Source organism: Nocardia sp. CA-151230 (assembly GCF_050942175.1).
Lineage (GTDB): Bacteria > Actinomycetota > Actinomycetes > Mycobacteriales > Mycobacteriaceae > Nocardia.
The window spans coordinates 7,543,004-7,569,583 of the sequence record NZ_CP192061.1; the positions used below are offsets into that span (position 1 = coordinate 7,543,004).

General features: G+C 68.3%; 21 protein-coding genes and 2 pseudogenes. 6 read left to right on the forward strand and 17 right to left on the reverse strand.

The window, feature by feature from the left end; genetic code table 11:
* Window positions 1–87: 87 nt before the first annotated feature.
* Together ACQP1O_RS35455 and ACQP1O_RS35460 are read right to left on the reverse strand one after the other, a co-directional pair.
* The gene (locus tag ACQP1O_RS35455; RefSeq protein ID WP_433562712.1) at window positions 88–1,236 is read right to left on the reverse strand and encodes a serine hydrolase domain-containing protein; all 1,149 of its coding nucleotides are present in this window, start codon (window positions 1,234–1,236) and stop codon (window positions 88–90) included.
* A gap of 15 nt (window positions 1,237–1,251) precedes the next feature.
* The gene (locus ACQP1O_RS35460) at window positions 1,252–2,634 is read right to left on the reverse strand and encodes a flavin-containing monooxygenase (protein ID WP_433562713.1); all 1,383 of its coding nucleotides are present in this window, start codon (window positions 2,632–2,634) and stop codon (window positions 1,252–1,254) included.
* Window positions 2,635–2,750: 116 nt separating this feature from the next.
* Between ACQP1O_RS35460 and ACQP1O_RS35465 the strand changes: the two genes are divergently transcribed.
* Window positions 2,751–3,389 carry a TetR/AcrR family transcriptional regulator gene (locus ACQP1O_RS35465; protein WP_433562714.1) on the forward strand — a complete coding sequence of 213 codons (639 nt, stop codon included), beginning with the start codon at window positions 2,751–2,753 and terminating at the stop codon, window positions 3,387–3,389.
* Window positions 3,390–3,402: 13 nt separating this feature from the next.
* Here the strand turns inward: ACQP1O_RS35465 and ACQP1O_RS35470 are convergent, their stop codons facing one another.
* The 8 genes and pseudogenes from ACQP1O_RS35470 to ACQP1O_RS35505 form a co-directional block, all read right to left on the reverse strand.
* On the reverse strand, window positions 3,403–3,810 hold the full coding sequence (locus tag ACQP1O_RS35470; protein ID WP_433562715.1) for a nuclear transport factor 2 family protein: 408 nt from the start codon (window positions 3,808–3,810) through the stop codon (window positions 3,403–3,405).
* A 179-nt stretch (window positions 3,811–3,989) separates the two neighbouring features.
* Window positions 3,990–4,205 (reverse strand): hypothetical protein, encoded by a 216-nt coding sequence (locus ACQP1O_RS35475; protein ID WP_357002179.1) that lies wholly within the window; start codon window positions 4,203–4,205, stop codon window positions 3,990–3,992.
* Window positions 4,206–4,361: 156 nt separating this feature from the next.
* The gene (locus ACQP1O_RS35480; RefSeq protein ID WP_433562716.1) at window positions 4,362–5,174 is read right to left on the reverse strand and encodes a sirohydrochlorin chelatase; all 813 of its coding nucleotides are present in this window, start codon (window positions 5,172–5,174) and stop codon (window positions 4,362–4,364) included.
* 257 nt (window positions 5,175–5,431) lie between these two features.
* Window positions 5,432–6,577 (reverse strand): annotated as a pseudogene (locus tag ACQP1O_RS35485) (uroporphyrinogen-III synthase); the annotation flags it as partial.
* On the reverse strand, window positions 6,574–6,969 hold the full coding sequence (gene nirD / locus ACQP1O_RS35490; protein ID WP_433562717.1) for a nitrite reductase small subunit NirD: 396 nt from the start codon (window positions 6,967–6,969) through the stop codon (window positions 6,574–6,576). The pseudogene ACQP1O_RS35485 and the gene nirD, both read right to left, overlap by 4 nt.
* Before the next feature lie 64 nt (window positions 6,970–7,033).
* The gene (gene nirB / locus ACQP1O_RS35495) at window positions 7,034–9,598 is read right to left on the reverse strand and encodes a nitrite reductase large subunit NirB (RefSeq protein WP_433562718.1); all 2,565 of its coding nucleotides are present in this window, start codon (window positions 9,596–9,598) and stop codon (window positions 7,034–7,036) included.
* Between the two features lie 24 nt (window positions 9,599–9,622).
* Complete coding sequence (locus tag ACQP1O_RS35500) at window positions 9,623–11,113, reverse strand: nitrate/nitrite transporter (protein ID WP_433562719.1); 1,491 nt, start codon at window positions 11,111–11,113, stop codon at window positions 9,623–9,625.
* A 268-nt stretch (window positions 11,114–11,381) separates the two neighbouring features.
* A complete protein-coding gene (locus ACQP1O_RS35505; protein ID WP_433562720.1) occupies window positions 11,382–12,671 on the reverse strand; it encodes an MFS transporter in 1,290 nt (429 codons plus the stop codon).
* Between the two features lie 65 nt (window positions 12,672–12,736).
* Here ACQP1O_RS35505 and ACQP1O_RS35510 point away from each other — a divergent pair, with 65 nt between their 5' ends.
* Entirely contained in the window at window positions 12,737–13,420 is a 684-nt protein-coding gene (locus ACQP1O_RS35510) for a FadR/GntR family transcriptional regulator (protein WP_433562721.1), read from the forward strand.
* A 173-nt stretch (window positions 13,421–13,593) separates the two neighbouring features.
* Complete coding sequence (locus ACQP1O_RS35515; protein ID WP_433562722.1) at window positions 13,594–15,054, forward strand: MFS transporter; 1,461 nt, start codon at window positions 13,594–13,596, stop codon at window positions 15,052–15,054.
* A 122-nt stretch (window positions 15,055–15,176) separates the two neighbouring features.
* On the opposite strand, the gene ACQP1O_RS35520 is transcribed toward ACQP1O_RS35515, so the two are convergent.
* The 3 genes from ACQP1O_RS35520 to ACQP1O_RS35530 form a co-directional block, all read right to left on the reverse strand.
* Window positions 15,177–16,028 (reverse strand): TIGR02569 family protein, encoded by an 852-nt coding sequence (locus ACQP1O_RS35520; protein WP_433567896.1) that lies wholly within the window; start codon window positions 16,026–16,028, stop codon window positions 15,177–15,179.
* Between the two features lie 178 nt (window positions 16,029–16,206).
* Window positions 16,207–17,406: an adenylyltransferase/sulfurtransferase MoeZ gene (gene moeZ, locus ACQP1O_RS35525; protein ID WP_357002160.1), complete on the reverse strand. Its 1,200-nt coding sequence runs from the start codon at window positions 17,404–17,406 to the stop codon at window positions 16,207–16,209.
* A gap of 96 nt (window positions 17,407–17,502) precedes the next feature.
* Window positions 17,503–18,453, reverse strand: a complete 951-nt coding sequence (locus tag ACQP1O_RS35530; protein WP_433562723.1) for a sigma-70 family RNA polymerase sigma factor — start codon at window positions 18,451–18,453, stop codon at window positions 17,503–17,505.
* Window positions 18,454–18,580: 127 nt separating this feature from the next.
* Here ACQP1O_RS35530 and ACQP1O_RS35535 point away from each other — a divergent pair, with 127 nt between their 5' ends.
* Window positions 18,581–19,999 carry a DHA2 family efflux MFS transporter permease subunit gene (locus tag ACQP1O_RS35535; protein ID WP_433562724.1) on the forward strand — a complete coding sequence of 473 codons (1,419 nt, stop codon included), beginning with the start codon at window positions 18,581–18,583 and terminating at the stop codon, window positions 19,997–19,999.
* On the opposite strand, the gene ACQP1O_RS35540 is transcribed toward ACQP1O_RS35535, so the two are convergent.
* Window positions 19,984–21,177 (reverse strand): DUF3152 domain-containing protein, encoded by a 1,194-nt coding sequence (locus ACQP1O_RS35540; protein ID WP_433562725.1) that lies wholly within the window; start codon window positions 21,175–21,177, stop codon window positions 19,984–19,986. The genes ACQP1O_RS35535 and ACQP1O_RS35540 overlap by 16 nt on opposite strands.
* A gap of 298 nt (window positions 21,178–21,475) precedes the next feature.
* Here ACQP1O_RS35540 and ACQP1O_RS35545 point away from each other — a divergent pair, with 298 nt between their 5' ends.
* Window positions 21,476–22,141: a TetR/AcrR family transcriptional regulator gene (locus ACQP1O_RS35545; protein WP_354834016.1), complete on the forward strand. Its 666-nt coding sequence runs from the start codon at window positions 21,476–21,478 to the stop codon at window positions 22,139–22,141.
* 143 nt (window positions 22,142–22,284) lie between these two features.
* Here the strand turns inward: ACQP1O_RS35545 and ACQP1O_RS35550 are convergent, their stop codons facing one another.
* The 3 genes from ACQP1O_RS35550 to ACQP1O_RS35560 form a co-directional block, all read right to left on the reverse strand.
* On the reverse strand, window positions 22,285–22,512 hold the full coding sequence (locus ACQP1O_RS35550; protein WP_379379513.1) for a DUF3107 domain-containing protein: 228 nt from the start codon (window positions 22,510–22,512) through the stop codon (window positions 22,285–22,287).
* A gap of 148 nt (window positions 22,513–22,660) precedes the next feature.
* Complete coding sequence (locus ACQP1O_RS35555) at window positions 22,661–23,362, reverse strand: ferritin-like fold-containing protein (RefSeq protein WP_433562726.1); 702 nt, start codon at window positions 23,360–23,362, stop codon at window positions 22,661–22,663.
* A 166-nt stretch (window positions 23,363–23,528) separates the two neighbouring features.
* Window positions 23,529–24,563: an alpha/beta fold hydrolase gene (locus tag ACQP1O_RS35560; RefSeq protein ID WP_433562727.1), complete on the reverse strand. Its 1,035-nt coding sequence runs from the start codon at window positions 24,561–24,563 to the stop codon at window positions 23,529–23,531.
* 479 nt (window positions 24,564–25,042) lie between these two features.
* On the opposite strand from ACQP1O_RS35560, the pseudogene ACQP1O_RS35565 reads away from it, so the two are divergent.
* Window positions 25,043–26,530: pseudogene (locus tag ACQP1O_RS35565) on the forward strand (DEAD/DEAH box helicase); the annotation flags it as partial.
* Window positions 26,531–26,580: the final 50 nt, after the last annotated feature.

A 26,580-nucleotide genomic window follows, 5' to 3' on the forward strand; every position in this document is an offset into this window, starting at 1 on the left:
CCCCAGCCGACCGATGGCGCGGGAGTGAACCGCAAATTTTTGGTGCCGCCGTACCATTTTCTGGGACGGTGGCCCGCCCGGTGCGTCTCATGCCGCGCCCCGGACCGCGTCGAAGGTCGCCTTCAGGTACGCGTCGGCCCGATCGGAGCCGATCAGGCCGGGCGCCATCCGGTTCATCGCGTAGGCGAAGGTGACCCGGTGGTCCAGGTCGTTGACCACCATCGCGCCGCCCAGCCCGGCCCACCAGCACACCCGGCCGTCCGGCACGTGCGGTGCGGTCTGCGGCTGCGGCAGGCCGTAGCCGACGCCGAAGCGCAGCGGCAGCATGATGGCCAGGTCTACGCCGTCGGACTGCTGCTCGAAGATGAGGTCGATAGTCTTGTCCGACAGGTACTTCCGGCCGCTGAGCTCGCCGCCATTGCTGATCAGCGACTGCAGGCGGGCGATGGAGCGGGCATTACCATGGCCGCCCATACCGCCCAGCTCGGCCTGCTGCCACTGCGGGGTCCCGCATTCGGCGAAGTCCAGCAGCGGCTGGAACAGGGTCTTGAACATGACGCTGTCCTGCGGCAGCAGCGACTGGTCGAACTCCGGCAGCTCCGGCGGCACCAGCGCGGCGATCCGGTCGAGATCCTCTGCGGCGGTGCCGATATGGAAGTCAGCCCCCAGCGGCCGCGCCAGCTCCTCGGCGAAGAACCGGCCCAGCGGCCGGCCGGTGACCCGCTTGATCACCGCGCCCAGCAGGTGGCCGTAGTTCATGGCGTGATAGCCCGACGCGGTGCCCGGCTCCCACCAGGGCGACTGTGCCGCAAGACGATCCGAGGCGGCGTCCGCGTCGTAGATGTCCGGCAGCATGATCGGAGCCTCCCAACCGGAGACGCCCGACGTGTGCGAAAGCAGGTGCCGCACTTCGATATCCGCCTTGCCGTTGGCCGCGAACTCCGGCCAATAGTGGGCCACCTTCTGGTGCACGTCCAGCTCACCGCGATCGACCAGCAGCAGGACGCTGAGCGCGACCATGGTCTTGGTGATGGAGAAGGTGTTCACCAGAGTGTCCGGGGCCCAGCGCTTCGTCTTCTCCAGATCGGCGTAGCCGCCCCAGAGATCCACCACCGGTTCGCCGTCCACCGTCACGCACACCGAGGCGCCCAGCTCCGCACCCGACTCCACCTGTTCGGTGAAAGCTGCACGGACAGCGTCGAATTCGTCGGCACAGAATCCAGCCACGTTGCTCATCCCGACCGCTCCTCTCTACGCCCGAACCAGCGCGCGACTGCGAACCGGCAGCGTGTTGCCCGCCGCGGCGGCCCGGCGCGCACCGTCGGTGAGTTCCTTCTTCAGCTCGCGGACGTAGATGTCGAAGTCGATCTGAATGGTATGCCGCGGCGAGTTGTAATAGCGCTCGGCGCGTTCGGCCTCCGCCTTCGCCACCGCGGTGGCCATATCCGCCTGCGACGGGAAGCGGTAGTTGCCCGACAGGTACGCCGCGACCAGCTTGGACTGCTGCTCGGCGAAGTTCACCAGGGTCGGCATCGGCTGGGCCAGGCCGAGATAGAAGAGATTGTCGATGTCCGGCTTCAGCATCTGACGCCACAGCGGCAGCTTGTGGTCGGTATCGGGCCGCAGTGCCGGATCGGTGAAGAACGGGAAGCTGATGTGATAACCGGTGGCGCACACCACCACATCCACCTCTTCGGACGAGCCGTCCGCGAAATGCACCGTCTTGCCGTCCAGGCGGGTGATGGCCGGCTTGAAATCGATATCGCCGCAACCGACCCGGTGCAGGAACTCCTCGCTCGCCGACGGATGCGCCTCGAAGGGCAGGTGATCCGGCTTGGGCAGGCCGTAATCCTCCATGCGGCCACGGTTCTTGACCACGAAGCGCTGCTTGAGCTTGAGCGCCACCTTGGGCGGCATCCACGCCGGCACCACCTGCGTGTCGCCGACCTTGCCGCCGACGTACTTGGGCAGCACCCACACGCCGCGACGGGCCGACACCCACAGCTTCGCGGCGAGGAACTTCTGCGACAGCTCCGAGGCGATGTCCAGGCCCGAATTGCCCATGCCCACCACCACGACTCGCTTGCCGCGCATGTCGATCGGGTCGAACGGGTCGTTGTAGGCATGCGAGTGCATGAGCACACCGTCGAACTCACCCGGGTAGTCGGGGGTGCGCGGATCCCAGTGGTGACCGTTGGCCACGATCAGCGCGTCGTAGATCTCGACGCGGCCCTGATCGGTGGTGAGGGTCCACAGGCCGTCGGCGCCCCGCTCGGCCGAGGTCACCTTGTTGTTGAAGAGGATTCGATCGCGGAGGTCGAAGTGGTCGACGTAATCCTTGAAGTACTGGTGCAGCTGGCTGTGGTGCGGGAAGTCCGGCCATTCCTCGGGCGCCGGGAAATCCTCGAACTGCAGCCGGAACTTCGAGGTGTCGATGTGCAGGCTCTGATAGCAGGCCGACATCCCGTTCGGGTTCTGGTAGTACCAGTTGCCGCCCACCTCGTCGGAGGCTTCGTAGCAGTCGAAGGGGATGCCGTATTCGGCGAGCCGCTTCGCGGCGGTGATACCCGACGGGCCGGCGCCGATGATGGCGACCCGGGGTAGCTCACGATTTTGTGCAGATTGCGCAGCCAATTCACTCTCCTGGTTCGGCGACGGGCCATGAAGCCCTGCCGGACGTGACGTGCCACACACGCTAACACTCACTAGACAGTGTGTCTAGTGAGTGAACTTGCGTCTATTATTCAAGCGTGACCCGATCCGACGTAGACCACTCCGACGCACCCCGGCGCACCTCGCTGCGCGACGAACAGAAACGGCTGACCCGCAGCAGGCTCATCGACGCGGCCAAACAGCTGTTCACCACGGAGGGGTACGCGCCGGTCCGCGTCGACGACATCGCCGCCGCCGTCGGCTGCAGCCGCGCCACTTTCTACCTGCACTTCACCGGGAAGCCCGATGTGCTGCGGGCGATCGCCGAACAGGGCACGCTGCCCAGCGTCCAGCACTTCTACGAGGACCTCGACCACGTGCTCGACACCGGCTCACGCGAGGAATTCGCCGCCTGGATGCGGCGCGCCATCGACTGGTTCCAGGAATACAAGGACCTGCTCCCCGCCTGGGACGAGGCCACCACCCTGGAACCCGAATTCCGCGAGGTGGCAAAGGAAGGCATCATGGCCCTCCCCAACCTCATGAGCTCCTACCTGTCCCGCTGGCCCGCCGACCGCCAGGACGAAGCCCACCTGCGCGTGGAACTCCTTGTCGCCCAACTGGAACGGTTCTTCACCCGCTGGGCCATGCAGGGCACCATCGACGTCTCGGCCGAGGAAGCCGCGAATGTGCTCACCGATATCTGGTTCCCGGCCCTGCAGACCCCGAAGGGCTGATCCACCCGGAGAGCTACTCCGAAATCGACGTGACGCGGGCGCGGTCCAATTCCCAGAACGCGCGCAGGGCAAGGATTTTACCGTCCGCATTCACCCGGTAGACGGCGACGAGATCGACCTCGACGGCCACCTCGGAGCGTGTGCTGCGAATGGTCCCGGTGAAGGCCGCTTCATTGCCGCAGGCGAACGAATCGGCCCACTCGAATTCGATTCGGCTGGGCTCGATCGCTTTGTCCCAGAAGGCCGCAATGGCCTCGTGACCCGAATGTCCCTCGCCCACCGGGTCATACGGGGAGATGCCGACCGGATCCTCGACGCGCGCGTCCGCCGCGAAGAGGGCGAGCCACTCGGCCTTGCGCTTGGCGCGTACCGCCGCCTGCGAGGCGAGTCCGGCACGGCGGGCGGGATGTTCGGGCGGCATCCGGCCATCCTCACCGTCGGCGGGGTCGTCGGCGAAGACGAATACCGGTGAGCGGGATATACGAAGGGCGGGATACACGAAGGGCGGCGGGGCCGATCGGTCTCGCCCCCTTCGGACTGCCGGAGACATTCCGGGCCGACGCCAATTCGGCGTCGGCCCGGAATGTGAAATTTAATTGTTTAGGAATGCGAGGCGGCGGAACCGGTCCAGCCGAAACCCGCGCCCTGATCGGTCGGCTGGGTGTTGTTGACCAGCGCCTGGCACTGGTCATAGGTCTGGCCCGACTGGATGCACGCCGTCCACGGGTCGTAGATCGTGGGGAAATCGGCGGCGGCGGTGGCGGCCGGGCCGGCGATACCGCCCGCGATCACAGCGGCGACGACAAACTTCTTCACGTGGGGATCCTCCAGGGTTTTTACCGAATTGCGGTAAAGGTTGCCACGCGAATCGAAAATTACCAAGCTATAGGGGAATTGGGCGATTCGGTTCGGGCCGGGCCCCTGACGGATCGGGGCCGAGCCCCTAATCCGAACGGGCCCGGACCGTGCCGATCAGGCGACCCGGACAGCCGTCAACGAGTCCATCGCCGCGAAGTAGCGATCGGTCAGCAAGCGCACCACGGCCGGGTGCACACCGATCGGCTCGGCGACACCGTCCGCACCCGCCTCGTGCAGACGCTGGTGGAACAGCCCGTGGGCGAGCAGATAGGAGGCCACGAAGACCCGGCGCGCGCCCGAAGCCCGCACCGCCGCAACCACTTCCGGCACCTTGGGCTCGCCGGTCGCGATATAGGCCAGGTGGGCGGTCGTGCCGACGCGTTCCGAGAGCAGGCGCGCCGCGCGCTGCACATCCCGGCGCGCTCGCGCGTCCGAGGAACCCGCGGCGGCGAACACCACCGCGTCCCCCGGCCGCCAGCCCGCCGCACGCAGCCGCAGGTGCATCACCTCGGCCAGCGCCGGGTCCGGACCCATCGCCTGGGTGACCGCGACCGCACCATGAGCACTCGCGGCCACCTCTCGCGGCACGTCCTGATACACGTGGTAGCCCGAGGCCAGGAAGGCCGGAACCACCACGGCGGGAACCGGATCCAGATCCCGCAACACCTCGGCCGGGGAGGGTCCCAGCACATCCACGAACGCGGTGCGCACCCGCGGCGTATCCGCGATCGCGATCTCACGCAACGATGCCGATGCGGCCCCGAAATCGGCACCGGCACCTATCTCGGCGATCCCGCCGCGGACACCGTGCGCGAGCGCCGACGCACCCAGCTCACGCGCAACAGCTCCCGCCAGTTCGGCGATCATCTCCACGCCCCGGGCGCTCCGGGTGCCGTGCGCGACGAGCACCAGCGCCGGCGCGCTCACCACGCACTCCCGGCCGGACGACCGGGGCGCGCGGCCACCGCGGGGCGGGCGGCGGAGACGGACTGCGCCGGGAAGCCCACCGGGCGGGCGGTCCCGTTCACCGGGGCGATCGGGCGGCGGGCCGCCGGCGGCGGGACCTCCGCGTGCGGCGCGCGGGTACCAGGGATGCGCGGCGGCAGGTCGCGGCGCGCGCCCAGACCCTGGGTGTGCGCCGGAACCGACTGACGCGCAGCCGGATTCGGACCCTCCGGGTGCGGGTTGTCGGTGCACTCGGCGGGGTCGAGGGCCAGCCGGTAGCCGCGCTTGACGACGGTCTGGATGGCCTTGGGGGTGCCGAGGCCCGCGCGGAGACGGGCGATGGCGGTCTCCACGGCGTGGGTGTCGTCGCCGCCACCGGGCAGGGCGGCGAGCAGGTCCTCACGGGAGACGACCCGGCCCGGCTGGCGGGCCAGGGAACGCATGAGCGCCATGGGCGCGGGGGCCAGCTGGCGCACCTGACCGTCCACGACGACACAACCGCCGCGGACGCTGAGCAGGTGCCCGGCGGCCTGAATCCGGTTGGCGCGCCGGGGAAGTTCCTCGGCGACGTGGCGGGCCAGCGCGCCCAGACGGGCGCGGCCGGGCATGGACGTCGTGACGCCCAGTTCCTCCAGCGGCGCGGCCGTGATGGGGCCGACGCAGGCCGGCAGCACCCGGGTTCGGAAGGCGTGCAGGACGGCCTCCAGCAGCCCGGTCTCCTTGGCGCGCATGAGAAGTGACGCCACGGCCGGAGCACTGGTGAAGGTCACGCAATCCAGTCCGGCGGTGACGATGCCCTCGATGAGGCGGTCCATGGGAGTGCGGTCCTCCGGCGGAATCCACCGGTAGACCGGGACCGGAACCACATCGGCTCCGGCGCAGCGCAATACCTCGCAGAAGTCCGGCACCGGCTCCCACTCGGTGGTGGCGCCGTGCAGCTGCACCGCGATCCGGACCCCCTCGACCCCCTGGGCCAGCAGGTGATCCAGCACCTCGGCGCTGGACTCCGAAGCGGGAGACCATTCTTCGCGCAGCTCGGCAGCGCGGATGGCGCCCTTGGCCTTGGGGCCGCGGGCCAGCATGCGGGTCGAGCCCAGGGTGGCGCGCAGCTCCTCGGCCAGGCCCCAGCCCTCCGCGGCCTCCATCCAGCCGCGGAAGCCGATGCCGGTGGTGGCCACGGTGATCTGCGGCGGGGCCGCGACCAGCTGCCGCGTCACCCGCTCCAGCTCGGTGTCGTCGGCCAGCGGAATGATCCGGATAGCCGGAGCGGAAACAACATTCGCGCCCCTGCGGGCCAGCAGGGTGGCGAGTTCCTCGGCGCGCCGGGCGGCCGTGATACCGACCGTGAAGCCGGCCAGCGGGGTACCGCTGTCAACCTCGGTCATGCCGTACCGCCGATGAATTGGACGGGGTCGTTGGACACCGAGACCACACCGTCCGCGACGCGGACCGCGTACACCGGCAGAGAAATGGAATCGTCGTCCAGGCAGCGCCCGTCGATCAGCGAGAATGCCTGCTTGAGCAGCGGCGACGCCACCACCGGCACGCCGCCGCGGTCGCCCACCAGACCGCGCGACATGACCGCCGCGCGCCCGAAGGGATCGATATTGCCGACGGCGAACAGCGTCCCGTCGGCGGTGAGGAACAGCGCGGCCTGGCGGCCGCCCTTCAGCAGGACCGCCACGCCGCGGCCGGGAATCAGATAGTCCTGCCGGCAGGCCTGCGTCCAACCGGAAACGGTCGTGACTGCGGTGCCGGGTGTGTCGATCACGGTCATCGGTACTCTCCTCCGAACGCCCTACCTATTGGTACCGGCGCCCTGTTTCCTCGCGGTTAAGCAGTCATTTCCCGTGCGTGGCGGTCTCTGTGGTGTGGGTCGCATCGACCGGGATGTCCGGGATTCCGAGGAGGACCGGCACCTTGCGCTCGCCGGTCTCGTCGAAACCGATGGTCGGGTCCGACTCCTCCGGCGCGTTCACGAAGGACACGAAGCGCGACAGCTTGCCCTCGTCCTCGAGCACCGCGGCCCACTCGTCCTTGTAGCCCTCGACGTGCTTGGCCATGGCCGCTTCCAGATCCGCGGCGATGCCCAGGCTGTCCTCGCACACGACCTGCTTGAGGTAGTCGATGCCGCCCTCCAGGGCCTCCTGCCACGGCGCGGTGCGCTGCAGCCGGTCGGCGGTGCGGATGTAGAACATCAGGTAGCGGTCGATGTACTTGATCAGCGTCTCGTCGTCGAGCTCGCCGGCCAGCAGCACCGCGTGCTTCGGGGTCAGACCACCGTTGCCGCCCACGTACAGGTTCCAGCCGTGCTCGGTGGCGATGACGCCGACGTCCTTGCCGCGCGCTTCCGCGCACTCACGGGCGCAACCCGACACCGCCAGCTTCAGCTTGTGCGGGGAACGCAAACCGCGGTAACGCTTTTCGAGCAGCACGGCCATGCCGACCGAGTCCTGCTGGCCGTAGCGGCACCAGGTCGAACCCACGCAGGACTTCACCGTGCGCAGCGATTTCCCGTACGCGTGGCCGGATTCCATGCCCGCGTCCACCAGGCGCTTCCAGATCAGCGGCAGCTGCTCCACGCGCGCACCGAAGAGGTCGATGCGCTGACCACCGGTGACCTTCACGTACAGGTCGAACTCCTTGGCCACCTCGCCGATGGTGATGAGCTGCTCGGCGGTCACCTCGCCGCCGGGCATGCGCGGCACCACCGAGTAGGTGCCGTTCTTCTGCAGGTTGGCCAGGAAGTGGTCGTTGGTGTCCTGCAGCGAGGCCTGCTCGCCGTCGAGGATGTGATCGCTCGAGGTCGACGCCAGGATGGAGGCGACGGTCGGCTTGCAGATATCGCAGCCGGTTCCGGTGCCGTACTTGGCGATCAGACCCGAGAAGGTGCGGATGCCGGTCGACTGGATGATGTGGAACAGCTCCGCGCGCGACTGCGTGAAGTGCTCGCACAGCGACTTGGAGACCTCCACACCCGACTGCTCCAGCAGCTTCTTGAGCATGGGAACGCAACCGCCGCAGGAGGTTCCGGCATTGGTGCAGCTCTTGATGGCCGGCACGTCGCAGGCGCCGTCGGCGATGGCGCCGCAGATCGAGCCCTTGGACACGTTGTTGCAGGAGCAGATCTGGGCGTCGTCGGGCAGCGCGTCCGCGCCCAGTTCCGCACCCGCCGGGGAGATCAGCGCGGCCGGATCGGCCGGCAGCGGGCGGCCGACCAGCGGGCGCAGCGCCGAGTACTGGGTGGCGTCACCGACCAGCACACCACCGAGCAGGGTCTGGGCGTCATCGGAGACGACCAGCTTGGCGTAGGTGCCCTTGGCCGCGTCGTGCAGCACCACCGACAGCGCGCCCTCGGTCCGGGCGTGCGCGTCACCGAAGGAGGCCACGTCCACACCCAGCAGCTTCAGCTTGGTGGACAGGTCCGCGCCCGGGAACTCGCCCGCGCCGCCGAGCAGGCGGTCGGCGACCACCTCGGCGGTGTTGTAGCCGGGGGCGACCAGGCCGTAGCAGACGCCCTCCACCGCGGCGACCTCACCGATCGCGTAGATGTTGGGGTCCGAGGTGCGCAGGCCCAGGTCGGTCAGGACACCGCCCCGCTCGCCGACGTCCAGCCCGGAGGTACGGGCGATTTCGTCACGGGGACGCACACCGGCCGCGAAAACCACGACCGCGGCGCGCAATTCGCTCTCGTCGGAGAACTTGACCGACAGCCGCTCGGCGACCGGCGCGCCCTCGACGGTCTCGATCGAGGAGGTGCCGACGCCGGTGTGCACGGCCAGACCCAGCTCGGTCACCAGCTTCTCGAGGATGGCGCCGCCGCCCTCGTCGATCTGGGCCGGCATCAGCCACTTGTTGAACTCGACCACGTGCGGGGTCATGCCCAGCAGGCGCAGCGCGTTGGCCGCCTCCAGACCGAGCAGACCGCCACCGACCACGATGCCGACCGCGCCCGGACCGGCCGCCTCGGCCGCGGCCCGGATGCCGTCCAGGTCCTCGAGCGTGCGGTAGACGAAGCAGCCCTCGGCGTCGTGGCCCGGCACCGGCGGCACGAAGGCGTAGGAGCCGGTCGCGAGAACCAGTGCGTCGTAACCGATCACCTCACCGGTGGAGGTGGTGACCTTGCGGGCGATGCGGTCGATGGCGTCGGCCTTCACGCCGAGCCGGACGTCGACCAGGGTGTCGCCCTCGTAGTCGTTGCCGGGCAGCGCCAGCGCGGACGCCTCCCAGATGCCGACGTAGGACGACAGGCCGACGCGGTCGTAGGCGGCCAGCTTCTCCTCGCTGAGGACGATGACCTGCCAGGTTCCGGCCTCGTCACGGGAGCGCAGCGCCTCCACGAAGCGGTGTCCGACCATGCCGTGGCCGATCACCACAACGGTTTTGCGTTCGATGCTGTGGGTCATGACAGTCCCTTTCGCGAATGGACGTCAGGCGCGAGCCGACGAGGTGGACGAGGAATCGGTTGCGGCGGAGCCGGTTTCGGCTTCGAGGACCAGCGCCTCGGCCTCGACGACGACATCGGCGTCGGTGGTTTCGGAGGTCAGCGAGCGCAGGCTCGGGCGGCGCATGAAGACCGCCCAGCAGACGGCGGCGCAGACCACGTAGAAGGCCATGAAGACCCAGAACGCGGTGGTCGCGGACTTGGTGGAGGCGTAGGAGGAGCGCAGCACCAGGTTGATGCCGACACCGCCCAGCGCGCCGATGGCGCCGACGAAGCCGATGAGCGCGCCCGAGGTGTTGCGGGCCCAGGCCGCCCGGCTGGCCGAATCACCGTCCAGGGAGCGGGATTTGGCCTCGAACACCGACGGGATGATCTTGGTGACGGCCCCGTTGCCGAAGCCCGAGATGACGAACAGCGCGGTGAATCCGACGATCAGGGCCACCAGCACGCCGCCCTTCGGGTGCCCGGCGTGATCACCCATGGTGGAGGCCACCGCGACCAGCACGGCCGCCGCGGTCATGGCGCCGAAGGTGTACAGCGTGACCTTGCTGCCGCCGATGCGGTCGGCCCACTTGCCGCCGTAGGGGCGGGCCAGCGAACCCAGCAGCGGGCCGATGAAGGCGATCTGCGCGGCGTGCAGGGTGGCCGCGGCGACGCTCGCGCCGCCGGCCTTGAAGCTGATCTGCAGCACCTGCCCGAACGCGAAGCTGTAGCCGATGAAGGAACCGAAGGTGCCGATGTAGAGGAAGGCGATGGCCCACGACTGCGGGACCCTCAGCGCCTTGATCATGTAGGACAGGTCGGCCTTCTGGTTCTTGACGTTGTCCATGTAGAGGGCCGCGCCGAGCGCCGCCACCACGATCAGGACCAGGTAGACCGCGCACACCACCGAGGCATTGCCGTAGTGGTTGCCCAGGGTGGCGATGACCGCCAAGCCGACCAGCTGCACCACCGGCACACCGATATTGCCGCCGCCCGCGTTGATACCGAGCGCCCAGCCCTTGAGCCGCTGCGGGAAGAAGACGTTGATGTTGGACATCGACGAGGAGAAGTTGCCGCCGCCGAAGCCCGCGAAGGCCGCCACGACCAGGAAGGTCGTGTAGGAGGTGCCCGGCTGGTTGACGAAGTACAGCGTCAGCAGCGTCGGGATCAGCAGCAGCAGCGCGCTCACGACGGTCCAGTTGCGCCCGCCGAACTTCGCGGTGGCGACGGTGTACGGAATCCGCATGAAGCCGCCGACCAGGGTGGGCATCGCGCCCAGGAAGAACTTGCCGGCCGGGTCGATGCCGAACTTGTCGGTCGGCATGAACAGCACCATGACCGACCAGATCGACCACACCGAGAACCCGACGTGCTCGGCGAACACCGACCAGATCAGGTTGCGGCGAGCGATGTCCTTACCACCGGCTTCCCAAGCCTCGACATCTTCGGCATCCCAATGCTCGATGTCGCGCTTGCGGGTCAGCGTCGTCAACAAGAGGCCCTCCTGAAATCTGGATGGCCCCAAGGTAGGAAATCGGTATTGCGTCGATGCTGCGCGAAATGACCGGCAAATCAACGGTTGCTCACGAATATCGGGCAACCGGCGTGAGAAGTGACCTTATGTTTCAGCTATGTGACACAAGGGTTTCCGGCAGCCACAAATCGCCAGGAAACGCGTGAAAAGGCGTGACCGAGCCGGAAGTTGAGAGCCTTGCCACAAAGCATGGCCCCAACCTCACGGCCCGGCAACTCGAACGGTGAATTTATTTCCAGGTGTCTTCCAGCATCTGCGGCTTGCACGCCACCCAGGCGCCCGCCATCAGGATCAGGACCGCCACCACCAGGAATCCGAACGGCGCCAGCCAACCCCCGGTCATCGTGTGCAGCGCGCCGAACAGCAGTGGGCCCACGCATGCCACCGAGTAGCCGACACCCTGGGTGAAGCCGGACAGCGCGGCCGAACCGGCGCCGGTGCGGGTCCGCAGGTTGATCAGGGTCAGCGCCATCGGGAAGGTCGACGGGCCGAGGCCCACCGCCAGCACCCACAGCAGCGGGGCGCTCATCGGCGCGAGCAGCAGACCCGCGAAGCCGATGAAGAAGAACACCGCGCAGCCGATGACGACCGGGAACGGATTGGCCATGCGGCCCACCACGATCGGCGCGCTCAGCGCCGCCACCAGGCCGATGAGGGCGAAGATGCCGACCATGCTGCCGCCGAAGGAGGCGCTGGCGCCGGCGTCGCCGAAGATCGTCGGCATCCAGGTGAACAGCGAGTAGGTGATCAGCGAGGTCATGCCGAACATGAAGGCCATGCCCCAGGCCACCGGCGAACGCCACACCTTGCCGGTGGATTCGACCGCGTCCGAAGGCAATTCGGTGGTGTCCCCGCGGGCGTGGTCACGCCGCACCCGCAGCACCGCGATCCACGGCAGCGCGGCGGCGAAGGCCAGCGCGGCCCACATACCCAGCGACAGCCGCCAGCCGTGCGCGTCCGCGACCGGCACCGCGATCAGGGCCGGGAAGACGGTGCCCAGCTGCACCATCACGATGTAGACCGAACTGAGCGCGGCCAGCCGATCCGAGAAGTACCGCTTGACCAGGGGTGGGATCACCACATTGCCGATGCCCATGCCGGCCAGGGCCAGCGCGGAGAAGGCCAGCAGCTCCCAGGTGGCGGGCACCAGGGCACGGATCACCGAGCCGGCACCGGTCATGAGCATGGCCACCAGGGCGGTCGCCTCCAGGCCCAGGCGACGCGACAGCACCGGTGTCAGCAGCCCGCCGAGGGCGAACATGGCGGTCGGCAGCATGCCGAACACACCGACCACCGCGGTGGAGTAGCCGATGTCCTGCCCGATGCGGGCGGCGAGCGGAGTGAATGCGGTGACGGCGACGCGAAGGGTGAGAGCGGACATGACGATGGCGACGAGCACGAGCAGGCGACCCTCGAACAGGGCGCGCTTCGACATTTCGGGGCGGAAGCCTGTCGTTTCGCTCGGGGCATTGGAAAGGCCCCGCACCGGGGCCATCGTCTCATCCATCGTCGCAGTCACCCGGAAATCATAGGATGACCCGATGATGTGATGCAACGAATGTGAGGCAAGGTACGCTGTCACCCGTGCAACCAGTCCGGCGCACGAGCCTCATCGCCCAGGTGACCGAGCAGCTTCGTGCCGAAATCCGTTCCGGCCGTTGGGCCGTCGGCTCGCGTATCCCCACCGAACCCGAGCTCACCGAACTCACCGGCACCGGCCGCAATACCGTGCGCGAGGCCGTCCAGGCCCTCGTGCACGCCGGCATGCTCGAGCGCAGACAGGGCTCGGGCACCTACGTCATCTCCACCTCCACCCTCGGCGGCACCCTCACCGAGTACCTGGCCGACGCCCAGCAGCGCGATGTCCTGGAACTGCGGCGGGCCCTCGACACCACCGCCGCCCGGCTGGCCGCCGAGCGCCGCGACGACACCGACATCGCGACCCTGCGACGCGTGCTCGACGAACGAACCCGTAACTGGGACACCGACTTCGACGCCGCCATCGAGGCCGACGTGCAACTGCACCGCGCCATCGTGGTCGCCAGCCACAATGCGGTATACCTGGAGTTCTACGACTCGCTGCTGCCCGTCATCGCGGCCGGGATCCGTGTCCGGTCCGAGCGCGAGGGCGAGACGTACCACGACGAGCACGCCGAACTGGTGCAGGCGGTCATCGACGGCGATCCGGAACGGGCGGCCCGCACCGCCAACTGCTTCCTCGATTCGCTCATGGCCGAATACCGGACGCTTGATACGAAATTCGAGTAACCGAAAGGTCACCACGCGACACACCGCCGGGTGAGGCCGAATTACCGTCTCCGTCACGGAAAAACACTCGGACGTAAAAAGCGCTTCCTACGGTTGGACGCGACCGCAGCGGTTCCCCGACGACCGGGAACCCATGATGAGGGCGGTCGCGACAGCCGAGAGGACAGCCGCTCATGGCAACCGTAGTAGAGGCACCGGAAAAGACCTTCGCCTTCCAAAGACGCGGACGGTGGATCGACCGCTGGGAACCGGACAACAGTGAATTCTGGGAAAACGGGGGTAAACAAACCGCCCGCAAAAATCTGATCTTCTCCGTTTTCGCGGAGAACCTCGGATTCAGCGTCTGGGTGCTGTGGGCCAGCGTGGTCACCGCCATGGGCTCGGCCGGATTCGCCTTCCTGAGCGCGAAGAATCCCGATGCGGTCAACAACGCGCTGCTGCTCACCTCCACCCCGACCCTGGTCGGCGCGGCCCTGCGCGTGCCCTACACCTTCGCCATCCCGCGCTTCGGCGGCCGCGCCTTCACCGCCTTCAGCGCGGCCATGCTGCTGCTACCCACGCTGGGTCTGGCGTATTTCATCAACCAGCCGAGCACACCGATGTGGGTGTTCATGGTGCTGGCCGCACTCGCGGGTGTCGGCGGCGGCAACTTCTCGTCGTCGATGGCCAATATCAACTTCTTCTTCCCCGAGGGCAAGAAGGGCGCGGCGCTGGGCATCAATGCCGCGGGCGGCAATCTCGGTGTGGCACAGACACAATTGTTCGTGCCGCTCATCATCACGCTGGGCACCCACATCATGGCCAAGAACCCGGGCGGCTACCGGTTCGGCATCACTCTCGCTGTGCTGGTGTGGATTCCGTTCATCCTCGTCGCCCTGTTCGGCGCGCTGCGCTACATGGACTCGCTGTCCGGCGCGAAATCCGATGGTAAGTCCTACAAACTGGCCCTGAAGAACCGGCACACCTGGGTGATGGCCGTCCTCTACATCGGCACCTTCGGCTCCTTCATCGGCTTCTCCTTCGCCTTCCCCACCCTGCTCAAGGCCAACTTCCCGAGCCTGGCCAAGATCGGTTGGATGGGCACCCTGGGCAACCTGGCCTTCCTCGGCGCGCTCGTGGGTTCCATGAGCCGGCCCTTCGGCGGCTGGATCGCCGACAGGCTCAGCGGCGCGAAGATCACGCTGTACGTCTTCGGTGGCATGGCGGTCGCCGCCGCGCTCATCGTGGCGTCGCTGTCGGCCAAGAACTTTCCGCTGTACCTGATCTCGTTCCTGCTGTTGTTCGTGTTCAGCGGCATCGGCAACGGGTCGACCTACCGGATGATCCCGATGATCTTCACCGCGGAAGCGCGGCGGCACGCCTCGGAGACCGGTCAGGACATCGGGGCGGCCCTGATCTCCGCGAAACGGCAGGCGGGTGCGGCCATCGGCGTCATCGGCGCGATCGGCGCCGCCGGCGGCTGGATCCTGCAGCAGGCCCTGCGACTGTCGAACACCCACTACCACAGCATGAATCCGGCCTTCTGGGGCTACGTGGTGGCCTACCTCGCCATGGGCGCGATCTGCTGGTGGTTCTACCTGCGCTCGTCCTTCGCGGTCGGACGCGCACCCTCCCTGGCCCACGCCAACATCTGAGCAGACCCAACTCTCAGGCAATGACTTTGGAAGCGCGCCCTTCCAGAGATCCCCATCCTCAGGGGAACAGAAAGGCCGCGCCGGATTCGTCGCCCGGCGCGGCCTTTCCGTTGTTCATCCCCCTAGAGCAGCAGGCGGATCATGTCGGCGGTGCGGGCCAGGCCCGGGAACGCTTCGGGCGTGGATCGCGGGTGCAGGGCGTGCACCGCGAGGCGGAACATGACCGCGCGCACCAGCATCTGCGGCCATTCGGGGAGATCACCCCAACGTTCCAGCAGGCCGTCGTCGGCCCCGCCCCAGGACAGGGCGTCGACCACGATGACCGCCGCCGCCCAGGGGGCCGGCCGCCAGTACGGGGTGATGTCGGTGAGGCCGGGCGCGAAAGCGCCCGAGAACAGGACGGTTCCGAACAGATCGCCGTGCACCAGCTGCGCGGGAGTGGTCACCGGCTTGCGCAGCGTGGACAGCTGGGTGATCAGGATCTGGCTGCGGTCGCCGTCCGGGGAGGTGGACGGCAGCATGCCGCCCAGCTTGAGACTGCGCAGCGGAACCGCTTCCCACGCAGCGCGATCCGCGGCCGCGAAGACATCCACATCCACCCACGGCGCGACCGGCTGTGCGGCCAGGAAACGCGGACGCTCCAGGCGCGCGGTCACCTGGTGCAGGCGTAAGGACAGCGATACCACTTCGTCGTGCCGCGGCTCCGGCACTCCTTCGAGGAAGGTGTCGGCGCGCCAACCGGATACGACATACCGTCCATCGGTGGCCCGCACCGGCCGCGCCAGGCGGAGCCCGTCCACCCGCAGGGTCTCGCGTACCTTCGCCGACCACGCCGCTCGCGCATGATCGGTCACCGGGCTCAGGACCACATCGCCACAACGCCAGCCACCGTCCCAGTTCCCCAGCGGAACCGGCGCTTCCTCGCGCAACCCGAAGGTCGAGCGCACATGCTCAGGAGGTTCCACAGCAGTCATGGTCACGCGCGTACGGTACCGCTGTACCGCCTCCCCGGGACTTAAGGCCAGACTAGGAGCCGTCGGAGTGTCGTCGGCGACCGGCGGTCGGGCGTGTCACCGATTTCGGACGTACCCGGGGAGTTACCCGGATCCGTCCGAAATCAGTTGTCACGTCCCGATAAATCAACCCTTTCGGTCAGTAGACCGGCAGCGACGGGTCGACCTGGTTGGCCCAGGCGATGATGCCGCCCTGGAGATGGGTGGCGTCCGAGAAGCCGGCGTTCTTGAGCGCCGCGAGCGCCTCGGCCGACCGGATTCCGGTCTTGCAGTGCAGGACGATCGGGGTGTTCTGGGGCAGTTCGGCCAGGGCCTCGCCGGAGAGGATGCGGTCCTTGGGGATCAGGGTCGCGCCCTCGATACGGACGATGTCCCATTCGACGGGCTCGCGCACGTCGACGATGGCGACATCCTTGCCGGCGTCGAGCATCTCCTTGAGCTCCCGGGCGGTGATGGTGGAGCCGATGGCCGCGGCCTGGCCCTCCTCCGACACCACGCCGCAGAACGCGTCGTAGTCGATGAGCTCGATGATGGGCTGACGCTCCGGATCGCGGCGCAGCTTGATGGTGCGGTAGCTCATGTCCAGTGCGTCGTACACCATGAGCCGGCCCAGCAGCGGGTCGCCGATACCGGTGATCAGCTTGATCGCCTCGGTCACCATGATCGAGCCGATGGAGGCGCACAGCACGCCCAGCACGCCGCCCTCGGCGCAGGACGGGACCATGCCCGGCGGCGGAGCCTCCGGGTAGAGGTCGCGGTAGTTGATGCCTCTCTTTTCGCCATCCGGCGCGTCGGGGGCGTCCTCCCAGAACACCGAGACCTGGCCCTCGAACCGGTAGATCGAGCCCCACACGTAGGGCTTGCCGGCCAGGACCGCGGCGTCGTTGACGAGGTAGCGGGTGGCGAAGTTGTCGGTGCCGTCGACGATCAGGTCGTAGCGGCTGAACAGCTCGACCGCGTTGTCGGGTTCGAGGCGAATCTTGTGCAGCTCCACGGTGATTCCGGAGTTGATCTCCAGAATCGAATCGCGGGCGCTGTCCGCCTTGGAACGGCCGATATCGGACTCGCCGTGGATGATCTGACGCTGCAGGTTGGAGGCATCGACCTCGTCGAACTCCACTATGCCGAGCGTGCCGACACCGGCGGCCGCCAGGTACAGCAGCGCCGGGGAGCCCAGCCCGCCCGCGCCGATCACCAGCACCTTGGCGTTCTTCAAGCGTTTCTGACCGTCCACCCCGAGGTCCGGGATGATCAGGTGGCGGCTGTAGCGGGCGACCTCGTCCCGGGTCAGCTCCGCCGCCGGCTCCACCAGGGGCGGCAGGGAGGGATGCGATGACACGTCTTCGGACTCCTCAATCGAATTCGCCGGAAACTCGCGGCCATTGCTGCAACACCGCAGGGCGGGGCGTTCTTCCCCAAGCCTACGGATGTCACGTCACAGCCGGGCGGGGAGGTCGAACAGGCGGAAGAGGTCCGGGGAGTGGAACAGGTCCAGGCGGGCGAAACCGTCGCGGTCCAGGGTGAGGACGTGGAGGTTGGCGGCCTCGAAGACATCGCCGCGCTCGACATAGGCGGCGAGCGCCGGGCGGTTGTTGGCGCGGGTGGGTAGCAGGCGGAAGACCTCGCCGCGGGCGAAGACCCGGCCCAGGAAGGCGGTGACGGCGTCGCGGCCCTGGAACCAGGCCAGGAACGGCGGCATCTGGAGCATGGCATCGTCGCGCAGGATGGCCTTGAGGGCGTCGATGTCCATGGCCTCGAACGCCTCGACGTAGCGCTTCAGCAGTTCGCGCTGCTCGTCGTCGCCCAGTTCGGCGGGACCGGCCTGGACGCCGGACAGCTGCGCGTGCGCCCGCTGCAGGGCGCTGTTGACAGCGGCGGTGCTGGTGTCGAGCAGCCCGGCCACCTCGGCCGCCCGCAGGGCCAGCACGTCCCGCAGGATCAGCACCGCGCGCTGCAACGGCGGAAGGTGTTGCAGCGCGGCCACGAACGCCAGCCGCACGCTCTCCCGGGCCGCCACCACCGCGGCCGGATCGCCGTCCCCGAGCAGCGCGTCCGGGAACGGCTCCAGCCACGGCAGTTCGGGCGAAGGAGCGAGCCGCTCCGCCCCCACCACCGGATTCGGCTGTGCCAGATCGACCGGCAGCGCCCGCCGCTGCGCGCTCTTCAACGCGGTGAGGCAGACATTGGTGGCGATCCGGTACAGCCAGGTGCGCAGCGAAGCCCGTTGCGGGTCATAGGAATCCGCCGACCGCCAGGCGCGCACCAGGATCTCCTGCACCAGATCCTCGGCATCGTGCAGCGAGCCGGTCATCCGGTAGCAGTAGGCGAGCAGTTCGGGGCGGTGCGAATCGGCGACGGCGACCACGTCGTCGACGGTGGCGGTCATCCCACCTTGCTAGCACGGCGTCGCCGAGTCGTCGAGCGACGGGCCGCCGACCAGCGGCCGATGAGTTTTCGCGAGCCGGTGAGTACGTACCGGTGACACCCGAACCGACCCGAAAGGTCACTCCCCCATGACCACTCACCAGCGCTGGACGCTCGCCCTCACCTCGGTGGCGTCACTCATGGTGGGGCTCGACGCGCTCGTCGTCACCACCGCGCTCAACACCATCCGGGTCCAGCTCGGCGCGTCCCTCGAGGCGCTCGGCTGGACCTTCAACTCCTACACGCTCGCACTCGCGGTGTTCCTGCTGACCGCCGCGGTGATCGGCGACCGCGTCGGCCGCCGCCGCCTGCTCATCGCCGGGCTCACGCTGTTCACCCTCTCCTCCGCCGCCTGCGCACTGGCCACCGGCATCGGCGCGCTGATCGCCGCCCGCGCGGTGCAGGGCGTCGGTGCGGCCATGATCATGCCCGCCGCCTTCGCCCTGCTCGGGGTGGCCTTCCCGCCCGCCCAGCGCGGACGGGCCATGGGCATCTTCGCCGGGGTCACCGGGCTGGCCATCCTGGGCGGACCCGTCGTCGGCGGGGCCGTGGTGCAGGGCCTGACCTGGCAGTGGATCTTCTGGCTCAATGTGCCCATCGGCGCGGCGCTGATTCCGGCCGTCCGCCGCTGGGTCGCGGAGAGCACCGGGCCCGCCGCACAGGTCGACACCGTCGGCGTCCTGCTGTCCGGGCTCGGCGTGCTCGGGCTGGTGCTCGGCCTGGTGCGCGGCAATGCGATCGGCTGGACCAGCACCGAGATCCTGGGCGCACTGCTCGGCGGCGGTGCGCTGCTGGCGGCCTTCGTCGGCTGGGAGCTGCGCACCCCGCAGCCCATGGTGCCCATGCGGCTGTTCACCCGCCCCGGCTTCGGCGCCGCCAATCTGGCAGGGCTCCTGATGACCGCCGCGATCTTCGGCACCGCGTTCTTCTTCGCCCAGTACCTGCAGGCCGGGCTGCACAACACCCCACTCGGCTCCGGGCTGCGCCTGTTGCCCTGGACCGCAACCCTCTTCGTGGTCGCGCCCCTGGCGGGCGCGCGCATGAGCCGGATCGGCGAACGCCGGTTGATCGTGGCCGGACTGCTGCTGGCGGGGATCGGCCTGCTCTGGATCGCACTGGCCGCCGGGGCCGGGGCCGGATACCCGGCGCTGATCGGGCCGATGCTGCTGACCGGTATCGGCATCTCGGCCGCCATGCCCGCGGTGCAGAACGCGGCGATCAGCTCGGTCGGACCGGAGTCCATCGGCACCGCGTCGGGGATCTACAACGCCCTGCGCCAGCTCGGCGGCAGCTTCGGAATCGCGGTCACCTCAGCGGTTTTCACCGTCACCGGCGGCTATACCTCGACGACGGCCGTCCAGCACGGCTTCCGCGCGGCGCTGCTCACCGCGGCCGCCGCGGCGACCCTGGGCGCCCTGGCTGGCCTGGGAGTCGCCCGGCACCGGCCTTCGGCCGCAACGGAATCCGCGCCCGCCGCCGCGGTGGAGGGGGCTCAGGCCCGGGGGTAGGGCCACGGGTTGAAGCGGCAGGTCTTGCCGTCCATCGGCACCACACCTTCGGGATCGAGCTTCGCGATGTCGTTGTTCCGGATCCCGAAGGTCTGCTGCATCATGACCGGCGCCAGCCCGCCGTCGACCTCGCACGGCTGGTGCTCGTGGTAGCCGATGGCATGTCCCACTTCGTGATTGATCTGGTACTGCCGGTAGGAACCCACATCGCCCTCGAAGGCCAGCGCCCCGCGCACCCAGCGCACCTCCGAGAGCACAACGCGGCCCAGATCGGCGTTGTAGCAGGAGGAGTCGACCGGGATCTCGAAACCGCAGGACTTGCGCGTGGTGTCGCGGGAGGTCAGCGAGATTCGGAAATCCGGAGTGCCGGTGTCCACGCGCCGGAAGCCGAAACGCGGATCATGGGTCCAGGACTTGGGATTCGCGAGCGTGGCGTCGACCATCTGGCCGATGGCCGGATCACCGCCGAGGCTGGCGGTGTCCACGCCGTCCTCGATCTCCACGGTGTAGGTGAACACGTGCTGGGAGCCGGTGCCGACCTGCGCGGTATTGCCGGGCACCACGTGCCAGTTGCCGGTGCCGGTGTCGGCGTAGGGCCCGCCGGGCGGGACCGCGCCGGTGGGCAGATCGGCCGCGTACCTGCCGTCGCCCTTGGGTGCGCCGCCGATGATGCCGCTGGGCTTGTCGGTGTGCTCGCTGAGGTGGCCGAAGCCGGGGAGTCCGGTACTGGCGTCGCCGGTGTGGCGCAGGGCGTCCACCACGACCAGGACGGTGATGACCAGCAGTACGGGCAGGGCGTAGGCGCGCCAGCCGTAGGTGCTCACGAAGCGGCCCAGCGGACTCTGCTTCTTGGTCTCGCGGTCGGGGCGCTGCCGGTTGCGGGCGTCGGCGGGCGGGGCGGTGGGATCCCAGCGGGCGCGCAGCGGCTGGTGCGGCAGCGGCAGGTGATCACCGGCGGGCTGACTGGGATCGGGTGCGGGGTCGGGCGGTGTGATGAGCCCGGAGGATAGCGAGGGGCCGGTCTGCGATGCGCTGGCGCCGGTGTACACACCGAGCGGATCGTAGATCGGCCCGCTGGGTCTTCCTCGGCGCTTGTTACCGGCGGTCTGCGGCACATCGGCCCCCACGGGGCGGCGTGAATCAGGCCCGCCGGAACTACTGCCCCCATGGTCGGTCACGACTGACAGACTCTCACAGCCCGCCCCCACGCACGGAAGGGCCGTGGCTGGGCGGCGCTATTGCTGCGAGATATCTCACGCCAATGCGGCAGAGCTCACAAATCGGAACATGTGCTACACAGTTGTGATCGGCCTCGCATAATCGACGCGAGTCCCACTCGACCATCACAGCTGCTGATCGACAACAACCAGCACACCAAAATTCGGAACCTGGATCGGCACGGGCCCCATGAGCGAGTATCGTTCGTGGGATACCGGTGACATCCTTCCCACCGGGAATCAACTGGGAGAAAAGGCAATGACTGACCTCGTGGACCGGATGACGTCGCACCGCATGTCATCCGAGGCCATGGCGGCGAGCAAGCGCGGTACCCGCCTGCCCCGTGAGGCGCGCCGGGCGCAGCTACTCGCGGCCGCCAGCGAGGTCTTCGTGCTACGCGGCTATCACGCCTCCGGCATGGATGAGATCTCGCAGTGCGCCGGCGTCAGCAAACCGGTGCTCTACCAGCACTTCTCGAGCAAGCTCGAACTGTATCTGGCGGTCCTGCAGAACTACGTCGACGCACTGGTGTCGAGCGTGCGCCAGGCGCTGCGCTCCACCACCGACAACAAGCAGCGCGTGCGCGCCGCCGTGCAGGCCTACTTCGACTTCGTCGATCACGAAACCCAGGGCTTCCGACTGGTTTTCGAATCCGATCTGACCAATGAACCGCAGGTGCAGCGCCGTGTCGAGCAGGCCACCGAGGCCTGCGTGGACGCGGTCTTCGACCTGGTCGCCCACGACTCCGGCCTGGAGCCGTACCGCGCCCGTGTGCTCGCCGTCGGCCTGGTCGGCGCCAGCCAGCTGAGCGCGCGCTACTGGCTCGAGGCGGACCGGCCGATCAGCAAGGACGACGCGGTCGACACCACCGTCGCACTGTGCTGGGGCGGCCTGAAGCACGTGCCGCTGCACCCGATGGATTGAGAGAAAAGTTCTCTCAACTCTCGAAGGATTCGGGGGTAATCCCCTCGATCCCCGACAACAGCAAAAGAATTGCCCCGCCGAGCAGCTCGGCGGGGCAATTCTTTTATGTCACTAGGGGTTTCAGGAAGTCCCCGAGAGTTCGACTAGACGGCCGCGAAGCCGACGCGGCCCGAGGAGGGGGTGCCGATCTCGACATAGGCGACCTTCGAGGCCTGGATCAGGAACTTGCGGCCCTTCTCGTCGGTCAGCGTGACGACGCCGCCCTCACCCTGGAGCGCGCCGGTGACGGCCGCCTCGACCTCGGCGGGGGTCTGCGAACTGTTGATGACGAGCTCACGCGGGCTATCCGAAATGCCGATCTTGACCTCCACGGCCAACCTCCGAACCTAGAGTCCTGTGCTGTCCTGATCACGCTAGCGCAGCCGGGACAGCGTCCGGCCGCGACCGCCTGCGCTGTCAGCGAACAGCACCCACGGCACTGCCGGGGAACAGCGCAGACGGCTGGGGGAACGGGGAGCGTCAGCTCAGGCCGAGGACGCGCATGCGCTCGGCGTGACTGTTCTGCATGTGCTCGAACAGCGTGGCGACGCCGTTCAGATCGCCGGTGGCGGTGAGGACCAGCTCGGTGAGCCCGTCGCGCTGCGCCATCACGTACTGCGCCTGGGTGATGGCCTCGCCCAGCAGGCGGCGGCCCCACAGCGCCAGCCGGTCCCGCTCGGACCGATTCTGGGCGACCGCGGTGCGCACCTCCTCGATGACGAACTCGGAGTGGCTGGTCTCGGCCAGCACGTCGCGCACCACGTCGGCGACCTCGGGAGCCAGGGCGCCGGCGATCTCGGTGTAGAAGTCGGCGGCGATGCCGTCGCCGACGTAGAACTTGACCATCGACTCCAGCCAGGTGGAGGGGTCGGTGGAGGCGTGATAGGCGTCCAGGGCGCGCACGAACGGGGCCATGGCGTCGAAGATGTCGACCCCGCGGTCGGCCAGCGCCCGCTCCAAGGTCTCGAAGTGGTCCATCTCGTTGCCGGCCATCTTGGCGACGGCCACCCGGCCGCGCAGCGTGGGCGACAGCTTGGCCTCTTCGGCGAGACGGTAGAAGGCGGAGATCTCACCGTAGGCGAGGACCGCGAAGAGATCGGTGGCTCCAGGATGTTCGGCGGAGATGCGGCCGTCGGAAGACTCCGAGGCAGCGCCGAGCGCAGTGGACGAGTTTGCTCCCATGGGACCCCACCCTAGCGGCCGGAAACGACGTGCATTCACCCATCGGCGACGACACCCGGGGCATACCCCCGACACGTTCGTAAGTCCTCGCGACACAACGCGATTCATGATCGAACCGGCGACTCGGGGCTACCGGTGTGTTCCTGGCATCCGAGGTATCGACCCGTCATGGCTGGTCGCGCAGGAACTTGTCCAGATAGGTCCACGTGGTGTCACGGGCGATGAGAATGCCGAGGTGGGAGCCGGGTGCGGTCTCGTACCGCACCTCCGGCGAGCCGGTCAGCGTCGTCGTCCCGTGCTCCACGGCGGCGGCCGCGGTGATCACGTCGTTCGGTCCGCCGACGAGCAGCACCGGCTGGGTGATGTCGGCCAGCTCGACCCGCCGCTCGCCCAGGTGCACCACGCCCTTGCCGATGTCGTTGTTGAGGATGAACCGGCCCCACAGCTGGTTGTAGAAGCGCCCCGGATACCCGGGCAGCGAATTCTGGAACCGGTCGATGGTCTCCATCCGGGCCAGGGTCGCGGTGTCCGCGAGATTGCTCGCAATGAAGAACGGCCGCTTGAGTTCCCGATCCCAGGCGGTGGCGCGGTAGGCGATCCGGGTCAGCTGCGCCGAGACCCCGCCGGCGGCGCGAATGGCGGCGGTGGCGGTGCGGCCGCCGTCGATGCGGGCCAGGGTGCGCAGTTCGCGCGCACCGAGCATGTGGTCGTAGCTCAGCGGCGCGCCGACGGCGGTGATCGACCGGATGGGCAGCGCCTGATCGGCCGCGGCGGTCAGCAGGGCCAGCACGCCGCCGATGGACCAGCCCACCAGATCCACCGGACGGCCGCCGCGATCGGCCGAGACCTCGCGAATGGCCTCGGGCAGGATGTCATCGATCCAGGTCTCGAAGCCCATGCGCCGGTCGTCGAAGGTGATGTCGCCGTAGTCGACCAGGTAGGGCGCGCGGCCGGTCTCCAGCAGGAACCGGGCCAGGCTCTGATCGGGGCGCAGGTCGAAGCAGAAGGCGGGCGCGGCCAGCGGCGGGACCAGCAGCACGGCCGGATCGTCGGGGCCCGCGCCGTCGTAGCGGCGCAGTTCGCGATGCGGCGCGTCGGACAGCACCGTCGACGGGGTGGGTTCGGGGGCCTCGATGCCGTCGCCGAAGGTCAGCGACCACATGTTGCGGACGGCGGTGCTCACGGTGTCTGCCAAGCTCACGGCACCACCTTGGCAGATAGTGCTACACGGCGTATCACATATGTGAGCAACTCAACTGTCCAAGCGGCGTCCGACACGGTTGCCCCCGGACGAATTATGGTGCGCCACAATCATTAACGGCAATGCGAAACCCCGGATCAGACCGTCTTTCGCTACCGATAAGCGCGCCTACCAGCGCAATAACGCCACACATTAGCGGTGGCGGAAATCAGGGCGAAGGCCGTATCACGCTACAATCTCCGCGGACGGCGGAATTATGCCCGTAGTCCATGGAAAATGTGCGCGCACTCCGATCCGCAGCACTGCACCGCCGCGCCAGGTCGACGCCCATCCACCGGAGAGGCATCCCGCAGCGGCGAGAACGGATCAAGTGGTCGTCGCGGACCGACCGGGTCCGCCCCACGCCTCGTGCGCGCGAGACGCGATAAACGAGGAAAGGCAAGAACCTGAGCAAGATCACCGTAGAGCAGGAACCGGGTGTGGCGGACACGCTGCTGACCGCGGAACTCGACGACACCCACCTCGCTCCCACTTTCGCCGAATTGGGCGTGCGGCCGGAAATCGTCCGGGCCCTCGCCGAGATCGGCATCGAACGCACTTTCGCCATTCAGGAACTCACCCTGCCGCTCGCGCTGGCCGGTGAGGATCTCATCGGCCAGGCCCGCACCGGTATGGGTAAGACCTTCGGCTTCGGTGTGCCGCTGCTGCACCGCATCGCCACCGGCGACTCCGGCACCAAGGCCCTCGACGGCACCCCGCGTGCGCTGGTCATCGTGCCGACCCGCGAGCTGTGCATCCAGGTCACCCAGGATCTGGAGAACGCCGCCAAGTATCTCGACGACAGCACCGGGACCAAGGTGCGCATCACGTCGATCTACGGCGGCCGCCCCTACGAGTCGCAGATCGAGGCGCTGCGCGCCGGTGTCGACGTGGTCGTCGGCACCCCGGGCCGCCTGCTGGATCTGGCCGAGCAGCAGCATCTGATCCTGGGCAAGGTGCAGGTGCTGGTCCTCGACGAGGCCGACGAAATGCTCGACCTGGGCTTCCTGCCCGATATCGAGCGCATCCTCAATATGGTTCCCGAGCAGCGCCAGACCATGCTGTTCTCGGCCACCATGCCGGGTCCGATCATCACCCTGGCCCGCACCTTCCTGAACCGGCCGACGCACATCCGAGCCGAGGAGCACCACGAGTCCGCGGTGCACGACCGGATCACCCAGCTGGTCTACCGTGCGCACGCGCTGGACAAGAGCGAGCTGGTGGCTCGCATCCTTCAGGCCGAAACCCGCGGCGCGACAATGATTTTCGCGCGCACCAAGCGGACCGCTCAGAAGGTCGCCGACGATCTGGCCGAGCGTGGCTTCGCCGTCGGCGCGGTGCACGGCGACCTGGGGCAGATCGCCCGTGAGAAGGCGCTCAAGAAGTTCCGCGAGGGCAGGATCGACGTGCTGGTCGCCACCGATGTGGCCGCCCGCGGCATCGACATCGACGACGTCACCCACGTCGTCAACTACCAGTGCCCGGAGGACGAGAAGACCTACGTGCACCGCATCGGCCGCACCGGCCGCGCGGGCAAGACCGGTGTCGCGGTCACCCTGGTGGACTGGGACGAGCTGAACCGCTGGGGCCTCATCGACAAGGCCCTCGACCTCGGCATCCCGGAACCGGTCGAAACGTATTCCCGCTCCCCCCACCTGTACGAGGAACTCGGCATCCCGGAGGGCGTCACCGGCGTCATCCGCAAGCGCAAGCCCGAGCGCGACGAGGACGCCGTCGTGGAGGAGCGCGAACGCCGCGGTACCCGCAGCCGCAACCGCCGTCGCACCCGCGGCGGCCGGCCGGTCGAGGGCGACGCGGCCGTGGTGACCGCCGAAACCCCTGCCGCCGAGGCCGATTCGGCCGCCGGTGATCCGGAGAAGTCCGGCCGCCGTCGCCGCCGTCGCCGCCGCGGCAAGGGTGGCAACACCCCTGCCGACGTCATCGTCGCGACCGCGGTCGAGACCGAGCTCGACGCCGA

Excerpts from the sequence above, each read along its gene's own strand:
- ACQP1O_RS35520 (WP_433567896.1), bottom strand. The coding sequence starts at position 16,028 with ATGACTGCTGTGGAACCTCCTGAGCATGTGCGCTCGACCTTCGGGTTG.
- ACQP1O_RS35530 (WP_433562723.1), bottom strand. The coding sequence starts at position 18,453 with ATGACCGCCACCGTCGACGACGTGGTCGCCGTCGCCGATTCGCACCGC.
- ACQP1O_RS35470 (WP_433562715.1), bottom strand. The coding sequence starts at position 3,810 with ATGCCGCCCGAACATCCCGCCCGCCGTGCCGGACTCGCCTCGCAGGCG.
- nirB (WP_433562718.1), bottom strand. The coding sequence starts at position 9,598 with ATGACCCACAGCATCGAACGCAAAACCGTTGTGGTGATCGGCCACGGC.
- ACQP1O_RS35545 (WP_354834016.1), top strand. The coding sequence starts at position 21,476 with ATGACTGACCTCGTGGACCGGATGACGTCGCACCGCATGTCATCCGAG.
- nirD (WP_433562717.1), bottom strand. The coding sequence starts at position 6,969 with ATGACCGTGATCGACACACCCGGCACCGCAGTCACGACCGTTTCCGGT.
- ACQP1O_RS35555 (WP_433562726.1), bottom strand. The coding sequence starts at position 23,362 with ATGGGAGCAAACTCGTCCACTGCGCTCGGCGCTGCCTCGGAGTCTTCC.
- ACQP1O_RS35515 (WP_433562722.1), top strand. The coding sequence starts at position 13,594 with ATGGCAACCGTAGTAGAGGCACCGGAAAAGACCTTCGCCTTCCAAAGA.
- ACQP1O_RS35535 (WP_433562724.1), top strand. The coding sequence starts at position 18,581 with ATGACCACTCACCAGCGCTGGACGCTCGCCCTCACCTCGGTGGCGTCA.
- ACQP1O_RS35455 (WP_433562712.1), bottom strand. The coding sequence starts at position 1,236 with ATGAGCAACGTGGCTGGATTCTGTGCCGACGAATTCGACGCTGTCCGT.